We start from the raw sequence: 21226 nt of genomic DNA, 5'->3' as shown, positions 1-21226 counted from the left end.
CGGCGACGGGACCCGCGCGAAGTGGTTCTGAGGACCCCCGGCGGCGCGGCGCTCCGGTCACGTCCGGTCCACCGGGAGTTCCCCGTCCGCGTACCGCAGGCCCCTGGACGCCCGCCCCGGGCAGGGGTGGGCGTCCAGGGCGGGCGCTTCAGACCGCGTCGCTGGTCGCCGTCCAGCGGAAGTCCGGGACGCGCAGCGACGGCATCACCGTGCGCGGCAGCGACGGACCGCCCTCCCGGCCCACGGTGCGCCGGGCCGGGCCGACCGCCACCGCGCGGGCGAGCACCTCCAGCGAGCTCTCCTCGAAGCGGAGGTTCGCCGCCCGGCCCACCACCCGGCCGTCCTCCACCACGTGCACGCCGTCCCGGGACACGCCGGTGACCAGCAGCCGGGCCGGGTCGACGTCCCGGATGTACCACAGCGAGGTCACCAGCAGCCCGCGCTCGATCCCCGCCGCCGGGTCGGGCCCGGCCGCGCTCGCCGCCGGCCCGTCGAGGATCAGGTTGTCCACCGGCCCGGTCGCCGGGACCCCGGCGGCCCCGGCCGCCCGGCGCGAACCGGGCAGGGCGCGGAGCACGCCGTCGTCGATCCAGCGCGTGGGCGCCAGCGGCACCCCGTTGTCGAACACCGACCCGGCCGCGCCGGACTCGCGGGCGACGGTGAACGGCGCGCAGCGCAGCACCGGGTCGTGCGGGTCGCTGCGCAGCGACAACCCCGCCGGGGCGAGCCGCTCGCCCAGGCGCGGCCGGCCCGACGCGCCGAGCGGGCTCCCGCCGGCGGCGGCCCGCTCGACCTCGGCCGACCAGTACAGGTGCAGCATCAGGTCGGCCACGCACGCGGGGGACAGGACCGTGTCGTGCCGGCCGGCGGGGACCTCGATCAGCGGCAGGTCGGCGTGCAGGCGGCGGCGGAGCTCGTCGTCCAGGGCCGCGACGGCGACCTCGCCGAAGTCGGTGGTCCCGGTCCCGGCCCACGACGACATCGTGCCGTCCGCGGACCGCAGCTGCGCGTCGAGGTGACCGGCCGCGCCGGCGTGGCGCAGCCGCAGACCGGACGAGGACGCCAGGTAGGTGGTCGTGTGCCGGTGCGAGGCGTAGCCGTGGTGCTCCAGGCCGTCGCGGGCGCCCCGGCGGAACGCGCCGCTCAACCCGTCGATCGTCGCGTCGAGCACCTCCGGCGCCGCCCGCTCCGGCGGCAGGTCCCAGTCCCCGTCGCGGCGGGCCGCCGGCGGGTCGGTCGCGTCGCGGGCGTGCGGGTGCCGCCGGGCGGCGTCGTCGGCCGCGGCGACCAGCTCCGCGAGCTCGTCCGGGCCGGCTCCGCGCCGGGTGACGACGCCCGCGGCGGCGTGCTCGCCCCGTCCCACGACGCTGACGACGGTCACCGACCGGTCCTGGTTCGACGACAGCAGGGTGACGCCGTTGCAGGCCCACCGCAGGTCGGCCGATGCCAGCTCGTCGACGACGACGGTGGTGTGGTCCGCGCGCGACAGCGCCAGGGCGCGTTCGGCGATCTCCTGCGCCGACCCGGGGAGGTGGGTGCTCACGACGCCCCCGTCCGGCTCACCGGCACCCCGCGGAACAGCGTCGCGGGCGCGCCGTGGCTGACCGCGGCCGCCTGCACCGGCTGCCCCTTCCCGCACAGGTCCGCGCCGTAGACGGCGTACGTGCCGGGGCCGCCGACCGCCTCCAGCGAGTTCCAGAACCGGGTGGTGGTGCCGTGGTAGGCCGCGTGGCGGACCTGCCCGGCCAGCCGGCCGTCGACGATGCGGTGGAAGCGCTGGGCGGTGAACTGGAACTGGCGCCGCTGCATGTCGATCGACCAGCTGTCGGAGCCGTCGACGTACAGGCCCTGCCGCACGGAGCCGATCAGCTCCTCCAGGGAGGGCCCGTCGGGGTCGGGCAGCAGCGAGACGTTGGGCATCCGGGACAGGGGCACGTCGCGCGGGTACTGCGCGTAGGCGCAGCCGCGGGAGCGGTCCTCGCCGAGCGCGGCCGCGCCCGCCCGGTCGGTCTGGAGCCCGGTCAGCACGCCCGCCGTCACCAGCGGCCACGCGCCGGTGGCCACGCCCTCGTCGTCGTAGGCGGTGGTGGCCAGGCCGTGCTCCAGGGTGCGGTCGGCGACGATGCCCATGCTCGCGCTCCCGTAGCGCAGCCGGCCGACGTCCTCGGCCCGGACGAACGTGGTCCCGGCGAAGGCCGCCTCCTCGCCGCGGACGCGGTCGGACTCGGTGGCGTGCCCGACCGTCTCGTGCAGGGTCAGCCACAGGTTCGACGGGGCGATCACCAGGTCGGTGGGTCCGCTCTCGACCGGGGGCGCGTGCACGGTCTCGGCGAGCTGCTCGGGCAGCCGGGCCAGCTCGTCCTCGAAGTCCCAGCCCCGGCCGAGCAGGTACTCGAAGCCGCGGGCGGTCGGCGGTCCCAGCGAACGCGCCGTGACGAGGTCCCCGGAGCGCGGGTGCCGCACCGAGGCGAACACGAGCGGGTGCACCCGCACCCGCTCCTGGGTGATCGTCGAGCCGGTGAGGGTGGCCAGGAAGGTCCGCTCGCGCACGGCGTGCAGCCGCGCGCGGACCCGCTCGACCCCGGCCCGCAGCAGCCCGGCGCTCCACTCGGCCAGCAGGTCGGCCCGCTCCGCGGTCGGCACCTCCAGCGGGTCGACCTCGTGGCCGCCGCGCCAGGTGGCCCCGGGGTGCGCCGGCTCGGGCACCGGCGAGGTCTCGGGCATCCCGGCCGCGGCGCAGCGGCGGGCCAGGTCGACCGCGCGGCGGGCGGCCGCCGCGACGCCGTCCGGCGTGCGGTCCGACGTCGACGCGACGCCGCGCCGCCCGTGCCAGAGCACGCGCACCGCGATGCCCTGCTCACCCTCGTCGGTGGAGGCGGCCAGGCGACCGTCGTGCACCTCGACCAGGCCGGCCCGCACGCAGGAGGCGCGCAGCTCCGCCTCCGCGCAGCCGCCGGCCACGGCGACGGACAGCGCCGTGTCGGCCAGCTCCGCCAGCAGTCCCGGGTCGAACGGAGGCACCGGGGCGGACGCGCCCGGCACGGGACGGGGCGCCCGTGCGGGCGCCCCGGTGACCGGTGGCAACGTCACACGCCCGTCTGGACCGGCTCGCCCGCCTCGCGCGGCGCGAACCGCGCGGCGAGCGCCGCCACGTGCTCGGCGGTCGCACCGCAGCAGCCGCCGACCGCGGCGAGCCCGACCTCGTCGTGCCACTCGGCGACGGCCTGGGCCAGGGCCTCGGGGCCGACCGCGACCGGCTGCGGGCCGACGGGGGAGGCGTTGGTGCGGTCCTCCACGTTCGGCTGGGCGAACAGCGGGCCGTCGTAGATTTCGCGCAGCGCGCGCAGCGCCGGGCCGGTGCGCTCGGGGGTCGTGCAGTTCACCCCGAGAACGGTCGCGCCGCGGTCGAGCACCGCGCCGGCGGCCTCGCCGATCGGCTCGCCGGACAGCAGCCGGGCGTCGTCGCCGCAGACGAAGGACACCCACGGTTCGAGACCGGTGGCGAGCACCGCCTCGGCGGCGATCGCGGCCTCGCGGGCGGTGTTCATGGTCTCGACGAACACCAGGTCGACCTTGGCCCGGGACAGCTCCACGGCGAGCCAGCGGTGCTCCTCGCGCAGTTCCTCGTCGGTCGGCACCAGCTCGGGCCGGTACGCGTCGGCCACCGGGCCGATGGAGCCCGCGACCCGCAGCCGCGGCTTGGCCACGCGCTGGGCGACCCCGACGGCGGCGTGCACCATCCAGGCGTAACCGGAGCTGGGGTCCAGGTCGACCCCGCGCAGGGTGCGCAGGTTGCAGCGGAAGGTGTTCGCCGTGACGATCTCGGCCCCGGCCTCGACGTGGGCGGCGTGGACCCGCCGGACGAGCTCTCGGCGCGGCCCCGCGATCAGGCACTTCGTCGACCACCACGGCGCGACGATCGGCTCGCCCTGGTTCTCCAGGCCGGTGGACAGGCCGCCGTCGAGGACGGTCGGGGGGAGCCGGTGGGTGCGACCGGACGTGGACATGGGAAAACCCTCCCTGGGTCTGCGGTGGTGAAGCCGGCCGGGAGAGGGCCACGGCCGGTCAGGCCAGCTGCAGCAACCTGGTGCAGCGGTGCACGGCCTCGGGGTCGCCCTCGATCTTGACCGCGCCGGTGACGATGGCGTCGAACGGCGAGATCATGCGTGCCCCGATCCGGACGAACATCTCGGAGTCGCTGTTGATGACGATCGCGGGGTGGGCGGACGGACCGCGGTGGAACCGGACGGCCCCGTCGGCGACGTGGATGGTGAAGACCTCTTCGTCGACCCGGAACTCGTACTCCTCGTCGACGGCCGGGATGTTGGCCTGGTCCGTCATCGCCTGCACGGCCAGGAAGCCCCAGGCGGCGCGGGTCGCGCCGGCCGCGTCGGCGTCGGTCAGGAACTGGAGGCCCCACCGCGCCAGTTCGAGCACCGGCCCGCGGAGCTCCTCGCCGACGGCGGTGAGCCGGTAGACCCGGCCACGACCGTCACCGGGGACGGGGGCGTGCTCGACGACGCCGGCCGCGGTGAGGTTGCGCAGGCGTTCGGAGAGGAGGTTCGGACCGATGCCCGGCAGGTTCTCGGCCAGCTCGTTGAACCTGGTCGGCCCGATGAGCAGTTCACGGATGACCAACAGGGTCCACCGCTCGCCGATGACGGTCATCGCCGAAGCCAGACCGCAGAACTGCCCGTAGTCCCGCTTCTTCGTCATCCGTGCGCTCCTCGCATGAAACTACCTACACGATAGTTGAGTGTATCAGTCACCCCGTGGTCGGTTGTGCGTTCGGTACTACTGCTCTACCTCGCTGTTGCCGGGCCTCGATGGCGTATCTATCGCGAGTGTACGGTAATTTCGCTCCAAAGTCGCGTACCGGCTTGGGCGGTGCGAGGCTGACAACCCAGCAGTGCCAACAGGGAGGTCGCCGGTGCCGGACGCAGTGGACGGGTTCGTGGCAGAGATCGAGACCCTGGAACCGGGCGCGGGCATCCCGCCGGACGTGCTGGTCCCCGCTCACGCCGACGACGAGTACCGCGCGGCCCGGATCGACCTGCTGCGCCGGGAGCGGGCCCTGCGGGAGCACGCGGAGGAGGTGGCCGCCGCGCGGCGGGCGCTGCCGCCGGGCCCCCTGCTCGACGACTACCGGTTCGCGGAGGAGACCGAGGACGGCCGGGTCCTCCGGCCGCGCCTGGTCGAGCTGTTCGGCGACCACCGGACGCTGGTGGTCTACCACCTGATGTTCCCGCGCGGGACGGCCGAGGCGTGCCCGATGTGCTCGATGTGGGTGGACGGCCTCCAGGGCGTGCACCGGCACCTGGCGCAGCACACGGCGCTCGTGGTCGTGGCGGCCGCGGAACCGGCGGACCTGCGGGCGTGGGGCCGGGCCCGGGGGTGGCACGACCTGCGCCTGCTCTCCTGCGGCGAGACCACGTTCAACCGCGACCTCGGTGCCGAGACCGGCGCGGGGGAGCCCAGGCCGGCGTTCACGGTGCTCCGGCGCGAGGGCGAGGACGTGCGGTTCTGCTACACCGTGCACGCCAGCTTCCCGCCGGACGGCGCCGAGCGCGGCATCGACCTGCTCTCGCCGGTGTGGCAGGTGCTGGACCTGCTGCCGCAGGGGCGCGGCGGCTGGTACGCGGGCAACGACTACGTGGTGGGCTGACCCGGTCGGCCGTCGTCGGTGCGCGGGCGGGACCGGCGCAGCTCCTCGTCCAGGGCGGACAGCGGCCGCTCCCACAGCGCCCGGTACCGCTCCAGCCAGCTGTCGATCTCCCGCAGCGGGCCGGGCATGATCCGGTAGTAGCGGCGGGTCCCGTCCGCCCGCACGGCGACGAAACCGTGGTCGCGCAGCACCTTGAGGTGCTGCGACACCCCGGGCTGGGACAGCTGGAACTCCTCGCCGATGACCCGCCCCACTTCGCCGGCCGACGCCTCGCCCTCCGCCAGCAGTTCGACGATGCGACGGCGCACCGGGTCGCTGATGACCTGGAACGCCTGCATGTCCTCCAGTATGCGGGAAGTTCTAATATAAGTCAACACTAATAGGATGGGTCGGTTCAGAATTTGATAGCGTCGGTGGGTTGTCACGCCTGCTCAACACGTTGATCGTCATCCGGTGGCGCCGCGTGGCCGTCCCCGGCGACCGGGAGAGGACGTCATGACCCCGCACAACCCGCCCCACGCCCACCAGGTCCCGCAGGCGCCCCCGGACCCGGGCACCCCGCCGGGGGCCGACCGCGACATGAGCGTCTTCCCGCACGACTCCCCGGCCGAGCTGTCCATGAAGGCGCGGCTCGCCGACCTGCTGGAGAACAGCCCCCTACCCGCGTCGGACCTGGTCGACGCGCTCCCGCTGTTCCTGCGCCGGCAGCAGATGGCCGACCTGCTGTCGATGGACGAGCTGTACCGGATGGTGCTCGACGTGCCGGGCGTGATCATGGAGTTCGGCGTCCGGCACGGCAGGCACCTCGCGGCGTTCACCGCCATGCGCGGGTTCCGCGAGCCGCACAACCCGTTCCGGCGGATCATCGGCTTCGACACCTTCACCGGCTTCCCGGACGTCGCCGAGGTCGACCGGGTCAGCCCGTCGGCGGTGCCCGGCCGGTTCGCCCTGCCCGCCGGCTACCCCGACTACCTGCGCCAGGTCGTCGACGCGCACGCCGAGGGCGACGCGATCTCCCACATCACCGGCCGCACGCTGGTCGTGGAGGGCGACGTCCGCGAGACGCTGCCGCGCTACCTGGAGGACAACCCGCACACGGTGATCGCGCTGGCCTACTTCGACCTCGACATCTACGAGCCGACCGTGGCCGCGCTGCGCGCCGTGCGCCCCTACCTGACCCGGGGCAGCGTGCTGGCCTTCGACGAGATCGACCACCCGAAGTGGCCGGGGGAGAACCTGGCGTTCCGCGAGGCGCTGGGCCTGGACCACGCGGCCCTCCGGCTCCTGCCGGGCCGCCCGGCGCCGGCCTACCTGGTCTGGAACGGCTGACGCCCCGACCGCCGTCCCGACCGGGCAAGATCGAAAGCGACTGGCCAATGTCACTAGTGGAGTTTATAGTGTTTTTGGAGGGTGGCCCGGACGACGGCGACCCTTCGGCACCCCGTACCGGAGGGGAACCCCGGCGGTCCGGTCCCAGGGAGGAGCGACGATGAGGGTTCCCGCCCCTCCCGGCGTCATCGAGCAGGCGGCGTTCGGGGACGAGCACGCCGACGTCTACGAGCTGACCTACCGGCACCGCGGCAAGGACTGGGAGGCCGAGGCGCGCGACGTCACCGCGATCGTGCGCGAGCGCCGCCCGGCCGCGTCCTCGCTGCTCGACGTGGCCTGCGGGACCGGCGCCCACCTGGCGGAGTTCGCCCGGCACTTCGACCGCACCGAGGGCGTCGAGATCGCGCCGGCGATGCGGCGGCGGGCGCTCGACCGCGTCCCGGCCGGGACGGTGGTGCACGAGGGCGACATGCGGACGTTCCGGCTCGACCGCCGCTTCGACGCGGTCACCTGCCTGTTCACCTCCGCGGCCTTCCTGCCCACGCCGGCCGACCTGACCACCGCGATCGGGCGCATGGGCGAGCACCTGCTGCCCGGCGGCGTGCTGGTCGTGGAACCGTGGTACTTCCCGGAGACCTTCCTCGACGGCTACCTCGGCGGCGACCTCGTCCGGCTGCCGGACCGCGTCGTGTCCCGGGTGTCGCACTCGGTGCGCCGCGCCGACGCCACCCACCTGCACGTGGAGTGGACCGTGGCCGACGCGACGGGGATCCGCCGGTTCACCGAGCTGGAGGTGATGAGCCTGTTCACCCGCGAGGAGTACCTGGCCGCCTTCGACGCGGCCGGCTGCGACGCCCGGTACCACCCCGGCTGGCTGACCGGGCGCGGCCTGTTCACCGCCGTCCGCCGTCCCGGCTGACCCACGACCCCCGACCCGGCCTGGAGCGGACATGACCGAGATGATCGTGGTCCCCGGCGCTGAGTTCGTGCCCGGCGCCCCACCGGACCAGCTGGACTGGCTCCAGACCGAGGGCCAGGCGTTCCCGCCGGAGTGGTTCGCCGACGAGACCGCGGCCGGCGCCATCACCGTGCCGCCCTTCCGGATCGACCCGGTGCCGGTGACGGTGGCCCGCTTCCGCGAGTTCGTGCGGGCGACCGGCTACCTCACCGACGCGGAGCGCAACGGCTACGGGCTGGTCTACGACGACCGCTACTGGGCCGAGCTCGACGGGGCCTGCTGGTCGGCGCCCGCGGGTCCCGGGGTGGACGTGGGGGACCGCGAGGACCACCCGGTCGTGCACATCTCCTGGGCGGACGCCGACGCCTACGCGTCCTGGGCGGGCAAGCGGCTGCCCACCGAGACCGAGTGGGAGCTCGCCGCGCGGGGCGTGACCGGCCGGCTGTGGCCGTGGGGCGACGAGTGGGACCGCGCGCTGGCCAACACCGCGGAGTTCCACGCCGGCGAGCTGACCTCGCTGGAGCAGTGGAAGGACTGGTGGCGGGGGGTGCACGCCCGGTCCGGGCCGGTACCGCAGACGACGCCGGTGGGCTCGTTCCCGGGCGGCGTGAGCCCGGCGGGGTGCCACGACATGGCGGGCAACGTCTACGAGTGGACGGCGTCCACGGCCAGCCTCTACGCGGGCGGGCAGGAGCTCGACGCCACCCTCCGCTCGGTGATGGGCCGGTACCGGGCGATCCGCGGCGGTTCGTGGATGAACTTCCGCTACCAGGTCCGCTGCACCGAGCGGATGTACGGCGACCCGGACGGCTGGTCGAACTTCGCGGTCGGGTTCCGCTGCGCAACGGACGCCTGAGGAACGGACGCCTGAAAGCAGTCCACAAGAGGGAGTGAGATGGCGACCATCGTGCTGTCGACGGCCTGGACCCAGGGCTCCGGATCGTCCTTCGCGTGCACCACCGGACCGCTCGGCGACGTGCTGAAGCGGTTCGCCGCGGACGAGCCCCGCTACCGGCACCGGATCGTCGGGGCGGACGGCGAGCCCTTCCGCTACTACAACGTCTACCTGGACGGCGAGGCCGTGCCGCGGCGCGGCCGGGACGCGGTGCTGGTCGGCGAGGACAGCACCGTGCACATCGTCCCGCCGCTGGCGGGCGGCTGACGGCGCTCCGGGACCCCGCCGGGGGTGAGGGCCTCCCACCTCCGGCGGGAACACCGGTCGAGCGGGGTCAGAGCCCCAGCTGCTCGGCCGCCAGCCGGGTGCCGCGCACCCGCGCCTCGACCTTGGCGAAGGCGACGTCCCGCGAGGTCGAGGTGTCGTCCGCGAACGGCGAGAACCCGCAGTCGTCGCACGTGCCCAGCTGGTCGACCGGGATGTGCCGGGCCGCCAGCAGCACCCGGTCCCGCACCTCCTCCGGGGTCTCCACGCGCGGGTCGACCGGGTTGGTGACGCCGACGAACACGCGCTGGCCCGGGGACAGGTGCCCGCTCACGGCGCTGAGCACGCGCTCCGGGTCCGGCTCGCCGGCCAGCGCGAGGTAGAACCGGCCCGCGCGCAGCGTGAACAGCAGCGGCAGCAGCTCGGCGTAGTCGATGTCCAGGCTGTGCACGGAGTCCTGGTCGCCGCCGGGGCAGGTGTGGACGCCGATGCGGGCGCGCTCCTCGTCGGTGAACCGGTCCAGGACGGCGTTGTTCAGCGCCACGAAGTCGCGCAGCACCCCGCCCGACGGGTCGAGCTTGAGCGACAGCCTGCCCTCGGTGAAGTCCAGCTGCACGGAGTCCGCGCCGCCGTCCAGGCACTGGCGGATGTCCCGCTCCGCCTCGTCCACGAGGTCCGCGAGGAACTGCTCGCGCGGGTAGCCGTCGATGCCGTCGGCGGGGTAGAGCAGGCTCAGCGCGGAGGCCGCGATGACCGGCTGCTTGACCGGCGCGGAGGTGATCGCCCGCACCGCGCGCAGGTGGTCGGCGGCGTGCGCGCCGTAGCGGAACGGGCCCCGGGTCAGCCGGGGCAGGGTGCGGGTGTGCCCGTCCGCGAACGGGATCACCACGCCGTCGGGCGCGAGCCCGTCGACGCCGTCCAGCGGGTAGGTGGCGAAGCTGGGCTTGGCCTGTTCCCCGTCGGTCACCACGGGGGAGCCGGTGGCCTCGAAGCGCTCGACCGTGTCCCGCACGGCGCGGTCGACCAGTTCGTCGAACGCGGCGCGGTCGATCCGGCCCGCGGCCACGTCACCCAGGCCCGCGAGCAGGTAGTCCGGACGCGGGATGCTGCCGATCGGTTCGGTCGGCAAGGTCATGTGCGCTCCCCTTCGGTGATTCCCCGACGGGCGCGTGGGGATTGCCCCCGCGCCCCGGCGCCGCTCCGCGGCATGGTCAACTCCGCGCCCCAGTGAACCGTCGGGAGGGGCAAGCGGTGAAGGCCCGAACAGGTGATCCCGCACCGCGCTTCGGCGTAGGGCCATTGTGGAGATGACCGGTGAGTAAGTATGTTTATTTAAAGTGGATCTTTGCCTGGGGGTAGAGTGCGACTGGAACTGACCGATCAGCGGTGGCACGACCTGCGCGCCGCGCTCGACGGCGCGACCGACCGGTTCACCCGCCTGCTGCTCGACGTGCGGGACCCCGACCGCCCCGCGCCGGACCGCCCGCGGGCGGTCCGCTGGACGGCCGCGGAGACCGCCGCGCACACCGCGGTCGTCGCCCACCTCAACGCCGGCCTGCTGCACGCCCCGGCGACGCCCCTGGGCGCCCCGGCGGTCGACCCCCTCGTCGCCGCCACCACGCTCGGCGACATCGCCCACCTGAACGACGTGGCGCTGCGCGAGTTCCCGACCCGCTCCCCGGAGGCGCTCGCGCGGTGGCTGCGCGAGGGCGTCTCGCTGCTGCTCGACCGCAGCGCCGACCGCGACCCGCACGAACCCGCGCACTGGCTGGGCGACGCCCGGCTGCCGGTCGCCTCCCTGCTGGCCCACCAGCTCAACGAGGTCCTGCTGCACGGCTTCGACATCGCCCGCGCCCACTCCCTGCCGTGGCGGGTGCCGTCGGCGGAGGCCGCCCTCGCCTTCGACCTGTTCCTGGTCAGCCTGCTCGGCAGCCGCGAGACGGGCCGGCTCTTCGGCGCCGGCGGTGGGCAGGGCCGCACCGTCCGCGTGGAGTTCCGCTCCGCGCACACCACCCCGGTCGTGCTCGTCAACGGCGGGGGCCGCATCGGCGCCGAACCGCCGGACGGCGGCGCGGACGCCCGGATCCGCTTCGAACCGGCAGCGCTGATGCTCACCATCTTCCGCCGCACGCCGCTCGCCCGCGCCGTCGCGACCGGCCGGGTCGTCGCCTCCGGCCGCCGTCCCTGGGCGGCCCTGACCTACATGCGGCGGATGCGCACGCCCTGACACCCCCGAAGTCCCCTCCCGGAGGTTCGCATGTCCACCCGCATCGAGACTCCTCCCGCAGAGGCGCTCACCCGTCCCCGCCGCCCCTGGCTGGTCGTCGGGCTGAGCGCACTGGTCGGTTTCCTGTTCACCGTCGTGTGGTCGGCCCACTTCGTCGACTCGGTCATCGGCGGCACCATCGCCGACGGGCTCCTCGGCCACGACGCCGACGCGACCCCCATCGCCGGCGTCGGCGCGGGCGTGGTGTTCGCGTTCGTGTCGGGCCTGGCCGGCACCTTCACCGCCTGCAACATCGCCGCGTTCGGCGCCATGGCGCCCATGGCCGGTGACGGCGGCTCCGGTTCGCGCCGGGTGCGGCACGTGCTGCGCTCGCTGGGCCTGCTCTCCATCGGCATGATCGCGGTGTCCGCCGCCTACGGCGTGGTGGTCGCGCTCGTCGGCACCCGGATGCCGCAGTTCCAGGAGACCGCCTCGGTCGGCGGGCTCGCACCCCGCCTGCTCCAGGCGATGGTGGTCTTCGGCCTGGTCGGCCTCGCCATGCTCTACCTCGGCCTGGCGGCGGCCGGCCTGGTGCCCGACCCGCTGGCGCGCCTGACCCGCCGGTGGCCGGACGCGCCGGTCGTGGTGCTGGGCGTGCTGATCGGCGCATTCCTCATCGGACGGCCCTTCCCGCTGTTCCGCGTGATGTTCCGGGACGCCGCCGAGAGCGGCAACGTCTTCTACGGCGCGGCCGCCTTCGTGCTCCAGTCCCTCGGCAACATCCTCATCATGGCGGTGGTGCTGCTGCTGGTGACCTGGCTCGCGGGCGACCGCCTGGGCCGGTGGTTCGCCGCCGACCCGCGCCGCCGGGCCGTGCTGACCGCGGCGGCGTTCGTCGCGGCGGGCGTGTTCCTGGTCCTGTACTGGGACGTGCGCATCCTGGAGCGCCGCGACATCATCCCCTGGTACCCGGTCGCGCCCTGGGTCTGAGCCCCGCCGACACCGGTGGCACCCGGCGCCGCCGACCGCGGCGCCGGGGTCGGGGGTGGACGGTGTCGTCCCCCTCCCACCGCCCCGGAGCTGATCTTCACCCCGTCATCGCTACCCTTCACCGAAGGAACTCCCCGCACCCCGGACACCCGGCACCGACGCCCACGAGGCGGTCCCGCCGGTGTTGATCAGCCGGTGTCGGTGGACGACCTGACGATGCACGACTGGTGAAGCGGCGGAACTCCTCGGTTCACGCAGTGGGTCGCAATACTTTGCGATAGCGTGGCCGGTGAAGGGGGATGGAGTCATGGCGACCAAGCGGAGCTACCAGCAGTACTGCGGCCTCGCGTCGGCCCTGGACGTGGTGGGCGAGCGGTGGACCCTGTTGATCATCCGCGAGCTGCTCCTGGGGCCCGCCCGGTACAGCGACGTCCTGGCCAACCTGCCCGGGATCGGCACGAACCTGTTGGCCGAACGCCTGAAGTTCCTGGTGCAGCGCGGTGTGGCGCGGCAGGTGGACCTCCGGGGCACCGGCGCGCAGCTCGCCTACGAGCTGACCCCGGCCGGCGAGGAGCTGCGCCCGCTGATCCTGGGCCTGACGCGCTGGGGCATGGAGTTCGTCGACGACCTGCGGCCGGAGGACACCCTCCGACCGCAGTGGGGTTTCCTCGCCGCGGAGGCGATGCTGGACCCGACCAAGGTGTCCGACCGGCACGAGCGGTACGAGTTCCGGGTGGACGACCAGGTGTTCCACATCGAGACCTCCGGTGGTCGGGCGCGGGGCCTGAGGGGCGCCGCGGTCGACCCGGTGGTGGTGGCGAAGACCGACGCGGCCACGTTCGTGCGGATCGGTTCGGGGCACCTCACGCCGTTGCTGGCCATGCTGACCGGTCACCTGGTGTTGGAGGGGGACGTGGACGCGGTGCTGCGCTGCTGCGAACTGCTGGGGTTGGAGTCGGCGTCGTCCCGGACGGTGGCGTCCCGAGCGGTGTCGGCCCGGTCGGCGTCGTCCGCCGCGGCGGGCTGATCCTCGCGGCGTCCCGCTCCTGCGGTGTGCTGACCTCGCGGTGTGCCGACCCTGCGGTGTGCCGACCTTGTGGCGTCCCGCTCCTGCGGCGGTCCGCCTCCTGCGGAGCCTGATCTCCGCGTGCCCGGAACCTGCCGCGTCCACCCTGTTCAGAGCGGTTCGGCGTCCCTCCCCGCAGGACGGAGGTCCGAAGGCGCCGGCACGGAACGCGAGGCTGTTCATACCCCCGATCGTGCTACTGTTCGCTTGAAAAACAGGTCGCTATCCTGAGTGGTGAACGGGAGGCACTGTGGGGCTTGAACCCGGAGCGGCAACGGACTTCGCTGCCATGGCTCAGTCCTACGTCGAGGGTCATCCCCGGCTCACCGGCACGTCAATAGCCGATCTCTCCCGGTTGCGGCTCACCCTCGACGAGGATTTCTGCCGCGAGACGGCCGACTCCTTCGACCGCGCACCGCGCCTCGACTGGAACGACGACCTGGCACAACGCTATGAGTTGTTCAAGCGAGAAAACCTGGTGCAGTACCGGGTGATCCGGGAGTCCGGGCTCGACGTGCGACCGTGGGCCGAGGACCGCCCGCCCTACCGCGACTCCCAGGACCTGGTGCGCCGCGTGCGCGAATCCGGTGTCCTGCACGTCTTCCTCACCGCCACGGGCCACGGGCCCGGCCCGACGACCGGCTTCCACCCGCTGCGCACCCCGTCCGGGGTCGTCGAGCACGGCGTGGAGCTGTCCCACAACGACATCTTCCGCGTGGTGCACGACGTGTTCGGCCACATCATGCACGGCAACGCCTTCGGGCCGAGGGGCGAATTCCGCGCCGCGCGGACGCACCTGGCGATGTACCCGGAGGAGGTGCACCCGGTGCTGGTGGTCGAGCAGGTCGCCCAGATCTGCTGGTTCTTCTTCGGCCCGCACCTGCGCGTGGACGGCCGCCTGCCCGCCAAGGGCGAGCCCGGCTACACGCCGCCGAACCGGCGGCCCTACGCCGAGCAGAAGGTGTTCCCGCTGTCGCCGAGCCACGTCGCCCGGTTCACGAGCCTGTTCAAGGAGGAGCACGGATGACGCACACCGCCGACCAGGGCGTCCTCGGGGGCGTCCTGCCCGCCTCGGTGCGGGCGGACTTCCCGATCCTCGCCACGCGTCCCGGCGCCTACCTGGACAACGCCGCCACCACGCACAAGCCGCAGGCCGTGCTCGACGCGATCACCGGCTACTACACCACGGCCAACAGCAACACCGGCCGCGGCTACCACGAGCTGGGCCGCCTCTCCACGGACGTGTTCGAGCAGGCGCGCCACGACGTGCAGCGGGCGCTGGGCGCGGAACGGCCCGAGGAGGTGGTGTTCACCTCGGGCACCACCGACGCGGTCAACGCGGTCGCCGACGGGCTCGGCCGCCGCCTGCTCGGCCCCGGGAGCGCGGTGCTGGTCAGCGGCATGGAGCACAACTCGAACCTGCTGCCGTGGCGCAGGCTGGCGGAGGAGACCGGGGCCGAACTGCTCGTCGCGCCCGTCGACGGGCACGGCCGGGTGGACGTCGAGGGGTTCACCGCCCTGCTCGGCCCGCGGGTGCGGCTGGTCGCCGTCTCGCACGTGTCGAACGTGCTCGGCACCGTCAACCCGGTCGCCGAGCTGATCGCCGCCGCGCACCGGCACGGCGCGCTGGTCCTGGTCGACGGCGCGCAGGCGGTGCCGCACCGGACCGTGGACGTGCGGGCGCTGGACGCCGACTTCTACTGCTTCTCCGCGCACAAGGTCTACGGCCCGATGGGCACCGGCGTGCTGTACGGCAGGTACGACCTGCTCGACGAGCTGCGCCCGGCCCGCGTCGGCGGCGGCACGGTGAAGGGCGTGAGCGCGACCGAGCCGGTCCGCTACGTGCCCCTGCCCGCGCGGCTGGAGGCCGGCACGCCGAACGTCGCGGGCGCGGTCGGCCTGGCCGCCGCGCTGCGCTACCTCGACGACCTCGGCCGGGACGCCGTGCGCGCCCACGACGAGCACCTGGTGCGCCACGCGGTGCGGCGCCTGGCCGAGCTGCCCGGCGTGCGCGTGGTCGGGTCGCCGGAGGAGACGCCCAGCGGCATCGTCTCCCTCGTCGTCGACGGCGTCCACCCCTACGACGTGGGCGCGCACCTGGACGGGCGGGACATCGCGGTGCGCTGCGGCGTGCACTGCGCCAGCACGTTCCTCGACAGCCTCGGCCTGCTCGGCACGGTGCGCCTGTCCTTCGCGGTCTACAACACCGAGGCCGACGTGGACGCCGCGGTCGACGCGCTGGCGACCGCGCGCCCCGGCTCCTGGACCGCCGACCACCCGACCACGCGCTTCCTGTGACCGCGCGACGACCGACGGAGGAAGGTGCCCCGATGCCCACCACCGGTGAGCTGGACCGGACCCGCGCCGAGCAGACCGCCACCTGGGACGCCGTCAGCGACGGCTGGCTGGCGTGGACCGAGGACTTCGAACGGGCCGCCGCCGCGGTCTCCGCCGAGCTGGTGCGGCTCGGCGGGGTGCGCGCGGGGCAGTCCGTGCTGGACTACGGCACCGGCCTGGGCGAGCCCGCCCTGACCGCCGCCGACGTGGTCGGCCAGACCGGCGAGGTGGTGGGCGTCGACCTGTCGCCGCGCATGGTCGAGCGGGCGCGGGAGCGCGCGGCGGGACGGCCCGGCGTCCGGTTCCTGGTCGGCGGCGCGGAGGTCGTGCCGGGCGGCCACGACGTGGTGCTGAGCCGGTGGGTGCTGCCCCTGGCCGGCGACCGGCCCGGGTTGCTGCGCGCGCTGCGGGCGGCCATGCGGCCCGGTGGCGTGCTCGCCGCGGCCGTGTGGGGACCGCCCGCCGAGGTGCCCATGATCGCCCTCGGCTTCGGCGTCGTGTCCCGGCTGCTGGCGCTCGACCCGCCACCGCCCGGACCGGGCCCGTTCAGCCTGGCCGACCCGGAGGTGCTGCGCGCCGAGCCGGCCGCCGCCGGGTTCCGCGACGTCGAGGTGACCGAGCTGGCGGTGGACTTCCGGCTGGCCTCGCCGGACGCGTTCGCCGGGTTCACCCTCGACGTGCTGCCGCCCCGCCCGCGCGCCGCCCTGCGCGCCCGCTACGGCGACGAGCGCCACCCCGACGTGCACCGCGCCCTGGTGGAGGCCGCCGGCCGGTACCTCGTCGACGGCGGCGGGGTGCGCCTGCCGTCCCGCTGCCTGCTCGTCCGAGCCGTCGCATGACGCCGTCACCCGGGAGCCCCCGCATGAGGTTCGACACCAGGTTGGTGCACGTGGGTCAGGAGGCGACGCCCGGTACCGGCGACGTCGTGCCGCCGCTGCACCTGTCCTCCACCTACGAGCGCGACGTGCAGGACCCGCTGCGCTGGTTCTACGCCCGGGGCGAGAACCCGACCCGCGAGGGCCTGGAGCGGTGCCTGGCGGCGCTGGAGGACGTCCGGTTCGCGTCGGTGTTCTCCTCCGGGCAGGCCGCGGGCGCGACCGCGCTGGCCGTGCTCGCCCGGAAGCGGGTGATCGTGTCCGACGACGTCTACGGCGGCACGCACGCCCTGATGGCGACCGTCGCCGCGCGCGGGGTCGAGGTCCGCTACGAGGACCTGGCGGACCCGGAGGTCGTGGCGCGGGTGTTCGCCGACGACGCGGAGGGCACGCTGGTGTGGGTCGAGACGCCCACGAACCCGCTGCTCAAGGTGGTCGACCTGACCGAGGTGAGCAGGCTGGCCCACCGGGCGGGCGCGGTCGTGCTGGTGGACAACACGCTCGCCGGGCCGGTGCTCCAGCAGCCGCTGCGCTTCGGCGCGGACGTGACGCTCTACAGCACCACCAAGTCGATCGCCGGCCACCTCGACGTGCTGGGCGGGGCGCTCGTGCACGACCGCGAGGAGCTGCACGAGGCGTTCGCCGCGAACCGCACTGCGGTGGGCAACGTGCCGGGGCCGTTCGACTGCTTCCTGGTCCACCGGGGGCTCAAGACGCTCTCGCTGCGCACCCGCTGCCAGGTCGCCTCCACCGAGCTGCTGGTGGCGGCGCTGTGCGAGTCGCCCGCCGTGACCGAGGTGCGCTACCCGGGCCTGCCGGAGCACCCCGGGCACGAGGTCGCCGCGCGCCAGATGACCGGGTTCGGCTCGCTGGTGTCGTTCCGGTACCGCGGCGACGTGGACAAGCTGCTCGGCCGCCTCCAGCTGTTCGCCAACGCGGTCAGCCTCGGCGGCGTGCGCTCGCTGGCCCAGTGCCCGGCCGCCACCACGCACCGCCCGGTCCCGCCGGAGGTGCGGGCGAGGCTGGGCATCACCGACGACCTGGTGCGCATGTCGGTCGGCATCGAGGACCCCCAGGACCTGCTCGACGACCTCGGGCAGGCGCTGCACGCGCCCTGACGGGTGTTGCTCGGCGTAATCGACCCTGGTCGGGCTCGGTGTGCGGGGCTGAGGCGCCACGATCGCCGGGACCGGCCGGGGCCGGCGTCTACCATGACCACTCCGAACCGACGGGGGGTCTGTGGTGTCGTCGAAACGCGACTACGGTCAGTTCTGCGGCTTGGCGAGCGCGCTGAACGTGGTCGGCGAGCGCTGGACCCTGCTCATCATCCGCGAGCTGCTGATCGCGCCCACGCGGTTCACCGAGCTGATCGACAACCTGCCGGGCATCGGACCCAACCTGCTCACCGAGCGCCTGCGCGCGCTGGTCGACCGCGGTGTGGTGGCGCAGCAGCCGGTGCCGGGCGACGGGCGGGCCCGCCAGTACGCGCTGACCGCGGTGGGGGAGGAGCTCGGCCCGTCGGTGCTGGCCCTGGCCGGGTGGGGCCTCCAGTTCCTGGGCGAGGGCGACTCGTCCGGGGAGACCCGCGCGAAGTGGGGCTTCCTGGCCGTGCAGGCGATGGTGCGGGACGACCTCGTCCCGGAGGTGGCGGAGGTCTACGAGTTCCGGGTGGCCGACCAGGTGTTCAGCATCTCGGTCGCGGGGGGTTCGGTGGCGTTCGGCCGCGGCCCGGTGCCCGCGCCGGACCTGGCGGTGGAGTGCGACACGGACACGTTCGTGCGGATCGGGGCGCGGATGCTGTCGCCCGCGCAGGCCATCGAGACGGGCGAGGTGAAGATCACCGGCTCGCCGGCCGTGGCCGAGCGGTGCACGCGGATGCTCGGCCTGTCCTGACCGCCGCGCGCCGGGCACGGGGTCTGTCGTCGGAGCCGGGGACGGGCGCCCGGGTCGTGGCCCGGCGGTTCGCCGCCCGCCGCCCGCCGCGCCCGCGTCGTGGCCCGATGTCCGCCGCCCCACCCGGCGCCCCACCCGCGTCGTCACCTGATGCGGTCCGCCGACCCCTCCCTCCCGGTCCGCCCACCGCCGCGCCCACCGGGTGGTGGTAGGAAGACGAGGTGAGCAACAGGGCAGACGGGTTGGAACTGGCGCAGGACGAGGTCGTGTCGCTCGCCAGCGAGCTGATCAGGATCGACACCACCAACACCGGGGACGCCGCCACCCTGGTGGGTGAACGCGCCGCCGCGGAGTGGGTCGCGGAGAAGCTGTCCGAGGTCGGCTACGAGACGACCTACGTGGAGTCCGGGGCGCCCGGCCGCGGCAACGTGATCGCCAGGCTGGCGGGCGCCGACCCGAGCCGGGGCGCGCTGCTCGTGCACGGCCACCTCGACGTGGTGCCCGCCGACGCCTCCGAGTGGTCCGTGCACCCGTTCTCCGGCACCGTCCAGGACGGGTACGTGTGGGGGCGCGGCGCCGTCGACATGAAGGACATGTGCGCGATGGCGCTGGCCGTCGCCCGGCGGTTCAAGCGCGACGGGATCGTGCCGCCCCGGGACATCGTGTTCGCGTTCCTGGCCGACGAGGAGGCCGGCGGCATCTGGGGCGCCAAGTGGCTGGTGGACAACCGGCCCGAGCTGTTCGAGGGCGTCACCGAGGCCATCAGCGAGGTCGGCGGGTTCTCGATCACCCTCAAGGACGACGTCCGCGCCTACCTGGTGGAGACCGCGGAGAAGGGCATCCGCTGGCTCAAGCTGCGGGTCCGGGGCACCGCCGGCCACGGGTCGATGATCCACCACGACAACGCGGTGGCGAAGCTGGCCGCCGCGGTCACCAAGCTCGGGCAGCACCGGTTCCCGGTCGTGCTCACGCCCTCGGTGCGGGAGTTCCTGGCCGGGGTCTCGGAGATCACCGGGCTGGAGTTCCCCGAGGACGACCTGGAGGGGGCGATCGGCAAGCTCGGCGGGCTGTCCCGGATGATCGGGGCGACGCTGCGCGACACCGCCAACCCCACCATGCTCTCCGCCGGGTACAAGGCGAACGTGATCCCGTCGGTGGCCGAGGCCACGGTGGACTGCCGCATCCTGCCCGGCCGCGAGGAGGCGTTCGACCGGGAGCTGGCCGAGCTGCTCGGCCCGGAGGTCGAGCGCGAGTGGCTGGGGCTGCCGCCGGTGGAGACCACGTTCGACGGGGCGCTGGTGGACGCGATGGTGGCGTCGATCTCGGCCGAGGACCCGGGCGCGAGGGTGCTGCCCTACATGCTCTCCGGCGGCACCGACGCCAAGTCGTTCCAGCAGCTGGGGATCCGCAACTTCGGGTTCGCGCCGCTGCGCCTGCCCGCCGACCTGGACTTCTCCGCCCTGTTCCACGGGGTCGACGAGCGGGTGCCGGTGGAGGCCCTCCGGTTCGGCGTGCGGGTGCTGGACCGGTTCCTGCGCGACTGCTGAAGTTCCGGCGCGCCGGCCCGGGACCGGGTGGTTCACCGGGTCGGCGCGTGGCGTCCACGGCGGTCGGGGGGTGCCCGCCGTGGACCGTCTGGAGTGGACCCCGCCGCGGCGGCCCGGGGGGCGCGCGGTGCGGGAACCTGTTCGTCCGCACGATCATCGCACACCCGCGGCATCCGCTCTACTCTCCCGGCATGGCCCAGTACCTGCTGCTCTTCATCGGACGTCAAGCCGACTACGACCCCGACGACCGGGAAACCCTGGAGTACAACGCGAAGTGGGGCGAGTGGATGAAGGACCTCGCCGACAGCGGTGCGCTGGTCAGCGGGTCGCCCCTGGCGCCGGAGGGCCGGGAGGTCACCGCCGACGGGGTGTCCGACCTCGACGTGGACACCATCGACCTCGGCGGGTTCGTCGTCATCGAGGCGGAGTCCGAGGAGGAGGCACTCGAGGTGGCCGGCTCCACGCCGCACATCGCCCGCGCGGTGGCCAAGAACTCGCCCCACGCCAGGACGATCGTCCGCCCCTGCGTGCAACCCGACTGACCCGGCACCCGACCCCCTCGCGGCGGAACCCGTTGCGCGCCAAGCGCTCCGGGTTGCGCCGCTTCGCCGTGCGCCCGGGGAACCCCGCTCCCTGAACGCTTGTCACCCCGCGAGCGCCGCACCTAGCCTCCTGGCACGAGGTCGAGCAGCGGTCGTGCGGCGCTCCGCGCGACGGTCGACCGCACCCCGACCCGACGGACGTCGCCGTCCGGAGCCCCACCGCCCCGGCGACCGTCCCCGACGGCAGGAGGAGCTGTGGCGCAACGCGTGGCGAACGACCCGGTGGTGACGCCCGAGCAGGCGGAGACCGCGGTGCGGCGGTACTACGAGCTGGTCGACTCCGGTGACGTGGACGGCCTGCTGGACCTGTTCGCCGCCGACGCCGAGTACCGACGGCCCGGCTACCCGCCGCTGGTCGGCCGCGAGCAGCTGGCGCGCTTCTACGGCGAGGACCGGGTCATCCGCGCGGGCAGGCACTCCGTCCACACCGTCGTGGCCGCGGGCACCGAGGTGGCGGTGACCGGCGGGTTCGCCGGTGTGCTCAAGGACGGCCGCGAGGTGGACCTCCAGTTCGCCGACTTCTTCAGCGTCGCGGCCGACGGGCTGTTCGCCGGCCGGCAGACCTTCTTCTTCGCCCCCATGGTCTGAGAGGGGCCCCG

At 74.2% G+C, this 21226-nt stretch carries 22 protein-coding genes; 16 read left to right on the top strand and 6 right to left on the bottom strand.

Annotation, left to right across the window (positions count from 1 at the left end; translation table 11 throughout):
• Positions 1–148 precede the first annotated feature (148 nt).
• The 4 genes from Q5530_RS30810 to Q5530_RS30795 all read right to left on the bottom strand — a co-directional run bounded on the left by Q5530_RS30810 (position 149) and on the right by Q5530_RS30795 (position 4716).
• Complete coding sequence (locus tag Q5530_RS30810) at positions 149–1543, bottom strand: metallopeptidase TldD-related protein (protein WP_415366340.1); 1395 nt, start codon at positions 1541–1543, stop codon at positions 149–151.
• Positions 1540–3021, bottom strand: coding sequence for a TldD/PmbA family protein (locus tag Q5530_RS30805; RefSeq protein ID WP_415366339.1), 1482 nt, complete (start codon positions 3019–3021; stop codon positions 1540–1542). The genes Q5530_RS30810 and Q5530_RS30805 overlap by 4 nt, the downstream gene beginning before the upstream one ends.
• A 65-nt stretch (positions 3022–3086) precedes the next feature.
• Positions 3087–4007 (bottom strand): homocysteine S-methyltransferase family protein, encoded by a 921-nt coding sequence (locus Q5530_RS30800; RefSeq protein WP_415366338.1) that lies wholly within the window; start codon positions 4005–4007, stop codon positions 3087–3089.
• Positions 4008–4065: 58 nt separating this feature from the next.
• Positions 4066–4716, bottom strand: a complete 651-nt coding sequence (locus Q5530_RS30795; RefSeq protein WP_380638563.1) for a winged helix-turn-helix transcriptional regulator — start codon at positions 4714–4716, stop codon at positions 4066–4068.
• 214 nt (positions 4717–4930) lie between these two features.
• Between Q5530_RS30795 and Q5530_RS30790 the strand changes: the two genes are divergently transcribed.
• Positions 4931–5665, top strand: a complete 735-nt coding sequence (locus Q5530_RS30790; RefSeq protein WP_415366337.1) for a DUF899 family protein — start codon at positions 4931–4933, stop codon at positions 5663–5665.
• On the opposite strand, the gene Q5530_RS30785 is transcribed toward Q5530_RS30790, so the two are convergent.
• On the bottom strand, positions 5650–6003 hold the full coding sequence (locus tag Q5530_RS30785) for an ArsR/SmtB family transcription factor (protein WP_415366336.1): 354 nt from the start codon (positions 6001–6003) through the stop codon (positions 5650–5652). The two genes, Q5530_RS30790 and Q5530_RS30785, sit on opposite strands and share 16 nt — an antisense overlap.
• Before the next feature lie 157 nt (positions 6004–6160).
• Between Q5530_RS30785 and Q5530_RS30780 the strand changes: the two genes are divergently transcribed.
• The 4 genes from Q5530_RS30780 (at position 6161) to Q5530_RS30765 (ending at position 9114) form a co-directional block, all read left to right on the top strand.
• Positions 6161–6994, top strand: coding sequence for a class I SAM-dependent methyltransferase (locus tag Q5530_RS30780; protein ID WP_415366335.1), 834 nt, complete (start codon positions 6161–6163; stop codon positions 6992–6994).
• Between the two features lie 160 nt (positions 6995–7154).
• Positions 7155–7913, top strand: coding sequence for a class I SAM-dependent methyltransferase (locus tag Q5530_RS30775; protein WP_415366333.1), 759 nt, complete (start codon positions 7155–7157; stop codon positions 7911–7913).
• A gap of 31 nt (positions 7914–7944) precedes the next feature.
• Positions 7945–8808 carry a formylglycine-generating enzyme family protein gene (locus Q5530_RS30770; RefSeq protein ID WP_380638558.1) on the top strand — a complete coding sequence of 288 codons (864 nt, stop codon included), beginning with the start codon at positions 7945–7947 and terminating at the stop codon, positions 8806–8808.
• A 39-nt stretch (positions 8809–8847) separates the two neighbouring features.
• Positions 8848–9114 carry a MoaD/ThiS family protein gene (locus tag Q5530_RS30765; protein WP_380638557.1) on the top strand — a complete coding sequence of 89 codons (267 nt, stop codon included), beginning with the start codon at positions 8848–8850 and terminating at the stop codon, positions 9112–9114.
• A 67-nt stretch (positions 9115–9181) separates the two neighbouring features.
• Here Q5530_RS30765 and Q5530_RS30760 read toward each other — a convergent pair whose 3' ends face one another.
• Positions 9182–10246, bottom strand: coding sequence for a cobalamin-independent methionine synthase II family protein (locus Q5530_RS30760; protein WP_415366332.1), 1065 nt, complete (start codon positions 10244–10246; stop codon positions 9182–9184).
• A 225-nt stretch (positions 10247–10471) separates the two neighbouring features.
• On the opposite strand from Q5530_RS30760, the gene Q5530_RS30755 reads away from it, so the two are divergent.
• The 11 genes from Q5530_RS30755 to Q5530_RS30705 all read left to right on the top strand — a co-directional run bounded on the left by Q5530_RS30755 (position 10472) and on the right by Q5530_RS30705 (position 21215).
• Positions 10472–11338, top strand: a complete 867-nt coding sequence (locus Q5530_RS30755) for a maleylpyruvate isomerase N-terminal domain-containing protein (RefSeq protein WP_415366331.1) — start codon at positions 10472–10474, stop codon at positions 11336–11338.
• 30 nt (positions 11339–11368) lie between these two features.
• Positions 11369–12307, top strand: a complete 939-nt coding sequence (locus Q5530_RS30750) for a hypothetical protein (RefSeq protein ID WP_415366330.1) — start codon at positions 11369–11371, stop codon at positions 12305–12307.
• 307 nt (positions 12308–12614) lie between these two features.
• Positions 12615–13334, top strand: a complete 720-nt coding sequence (locus tag Q5530_RS30745; RefSeq protein WP_415366328.1) for a winged helix-turn-helix transcriptional regulator — start codon at positions 12615–12617, stop codon at positions 13332–13334.
• Positions 13335–13662: 328 nt separating this feature from the next.
• The gene (locus Q5530_RS30740; protein WP_415366327.1) at positions 13663–14400 is read left to right on the top strand and encodes a crotonobetainyl-CoA--carnitine CoA-transferase; all 738 of its coding nucleotides are present in this window, start codon (positions 13663–13665) and stop codon (positions 14398–14400) included.
• The gene (locus Q5530_RS30735) at positions 14397–15671 is read left to right on the top strand and encodes an aminotransferase class V-fold PLP-dependent enzyme (protein WP_415366326.1); all 1275 of its coding nucleotides are present in this window, start codon (positions 14397–14399) and stop codon (positions 15669–15671) included. Before Q5530_RS30740 ends, Q5530_RS30735 begins: the two co-directional genes overlap by 4 nt.
• 32 nt (positions 15672–15703) lie before the next feature.
• Positions 15704–16549: a class I SAM-dependent methyltransferase gene (locus tag Q5530_RS30730; RefSeq protein WP_415366325.1), complete on the top strand. Its 846-nt coding sequence runs from the start codon at positions 15704–15706 to the stop codon at positions 16547–16549.
• 23 nt (positions 16550–16572) lie between these two features.
• Positions 16573–17703: a trans-sulfuration enzyme family protein gene (locus tag Q5530_RS30725; protein WP_380638549.1), complete on the top strand. Its 1131-nt coding sequence runs from the start codon at positions 16573–16575 to the stop codon at positions 17701–17703.
• A 124-nt stretch (positions 17704–17827) separates the two neighbouring features.
• On the top strand, positions 17828–18478 hold the full coding sequence (locus tag Q5530_RS30720; protein ID WP_415366324.1) for a winged helix-turn-helix transcriptional regulator: 651 nt from the start codon (positions 17828–17830) through the stop codon (positions 18476–18478).
• A gap of 221 nt (positions 18479–18699) precedes the next feature.
• The gene (locus Q5530_RS30715) at positions 18700–20025 is read left to right on the top strand and encodes a M20/M25/M40 family metallo-hydrolase (protein ID WP_415366322.1); all 1326 of its coding nucleotides are present in this window, start codon (positions 18700–18702) and stop codon (positions 20023–20025) included.
• 191 nt (positions 20026–20216) lie between these two features.
• A complete protein-coding gene (locus Q5530_RS30710) occupies positions 20217–20567 on the top strand; it encodes a YciI family protein (protein ID WP_415366321.1) in 351 nt (116 codons plus the stop codon).
• 255 nt (positions 20568–20822) lie between these two features.
• Positions 20823–21215, top strand: coding sequence for a nuclear transport factor 2 family protein (locus Q5530_RS30705; RefSeq protein WP_415366320.1), 393 nt, complete (start codon positions 20823–20825; stop codon positions 21213–21215).
• Positions 21216–21226 lie beyond the last annotated feature (11 nt).

This window comes from Saccharothrix sp. BKS2, assembly GCF_047689505.1.
Lineage (GTDB): Bacteria > Actinomycetota > Actinomycetes > Mycobacteriales > Pseudonocardiaceae > Actinosynnema > Actinosynnema lopnurensis.
The sequence above is the reverse complement of the archived record's forward strand: the minus strand, read 5'-3'. Positions and strand labels throughout refer to the sequence as shown.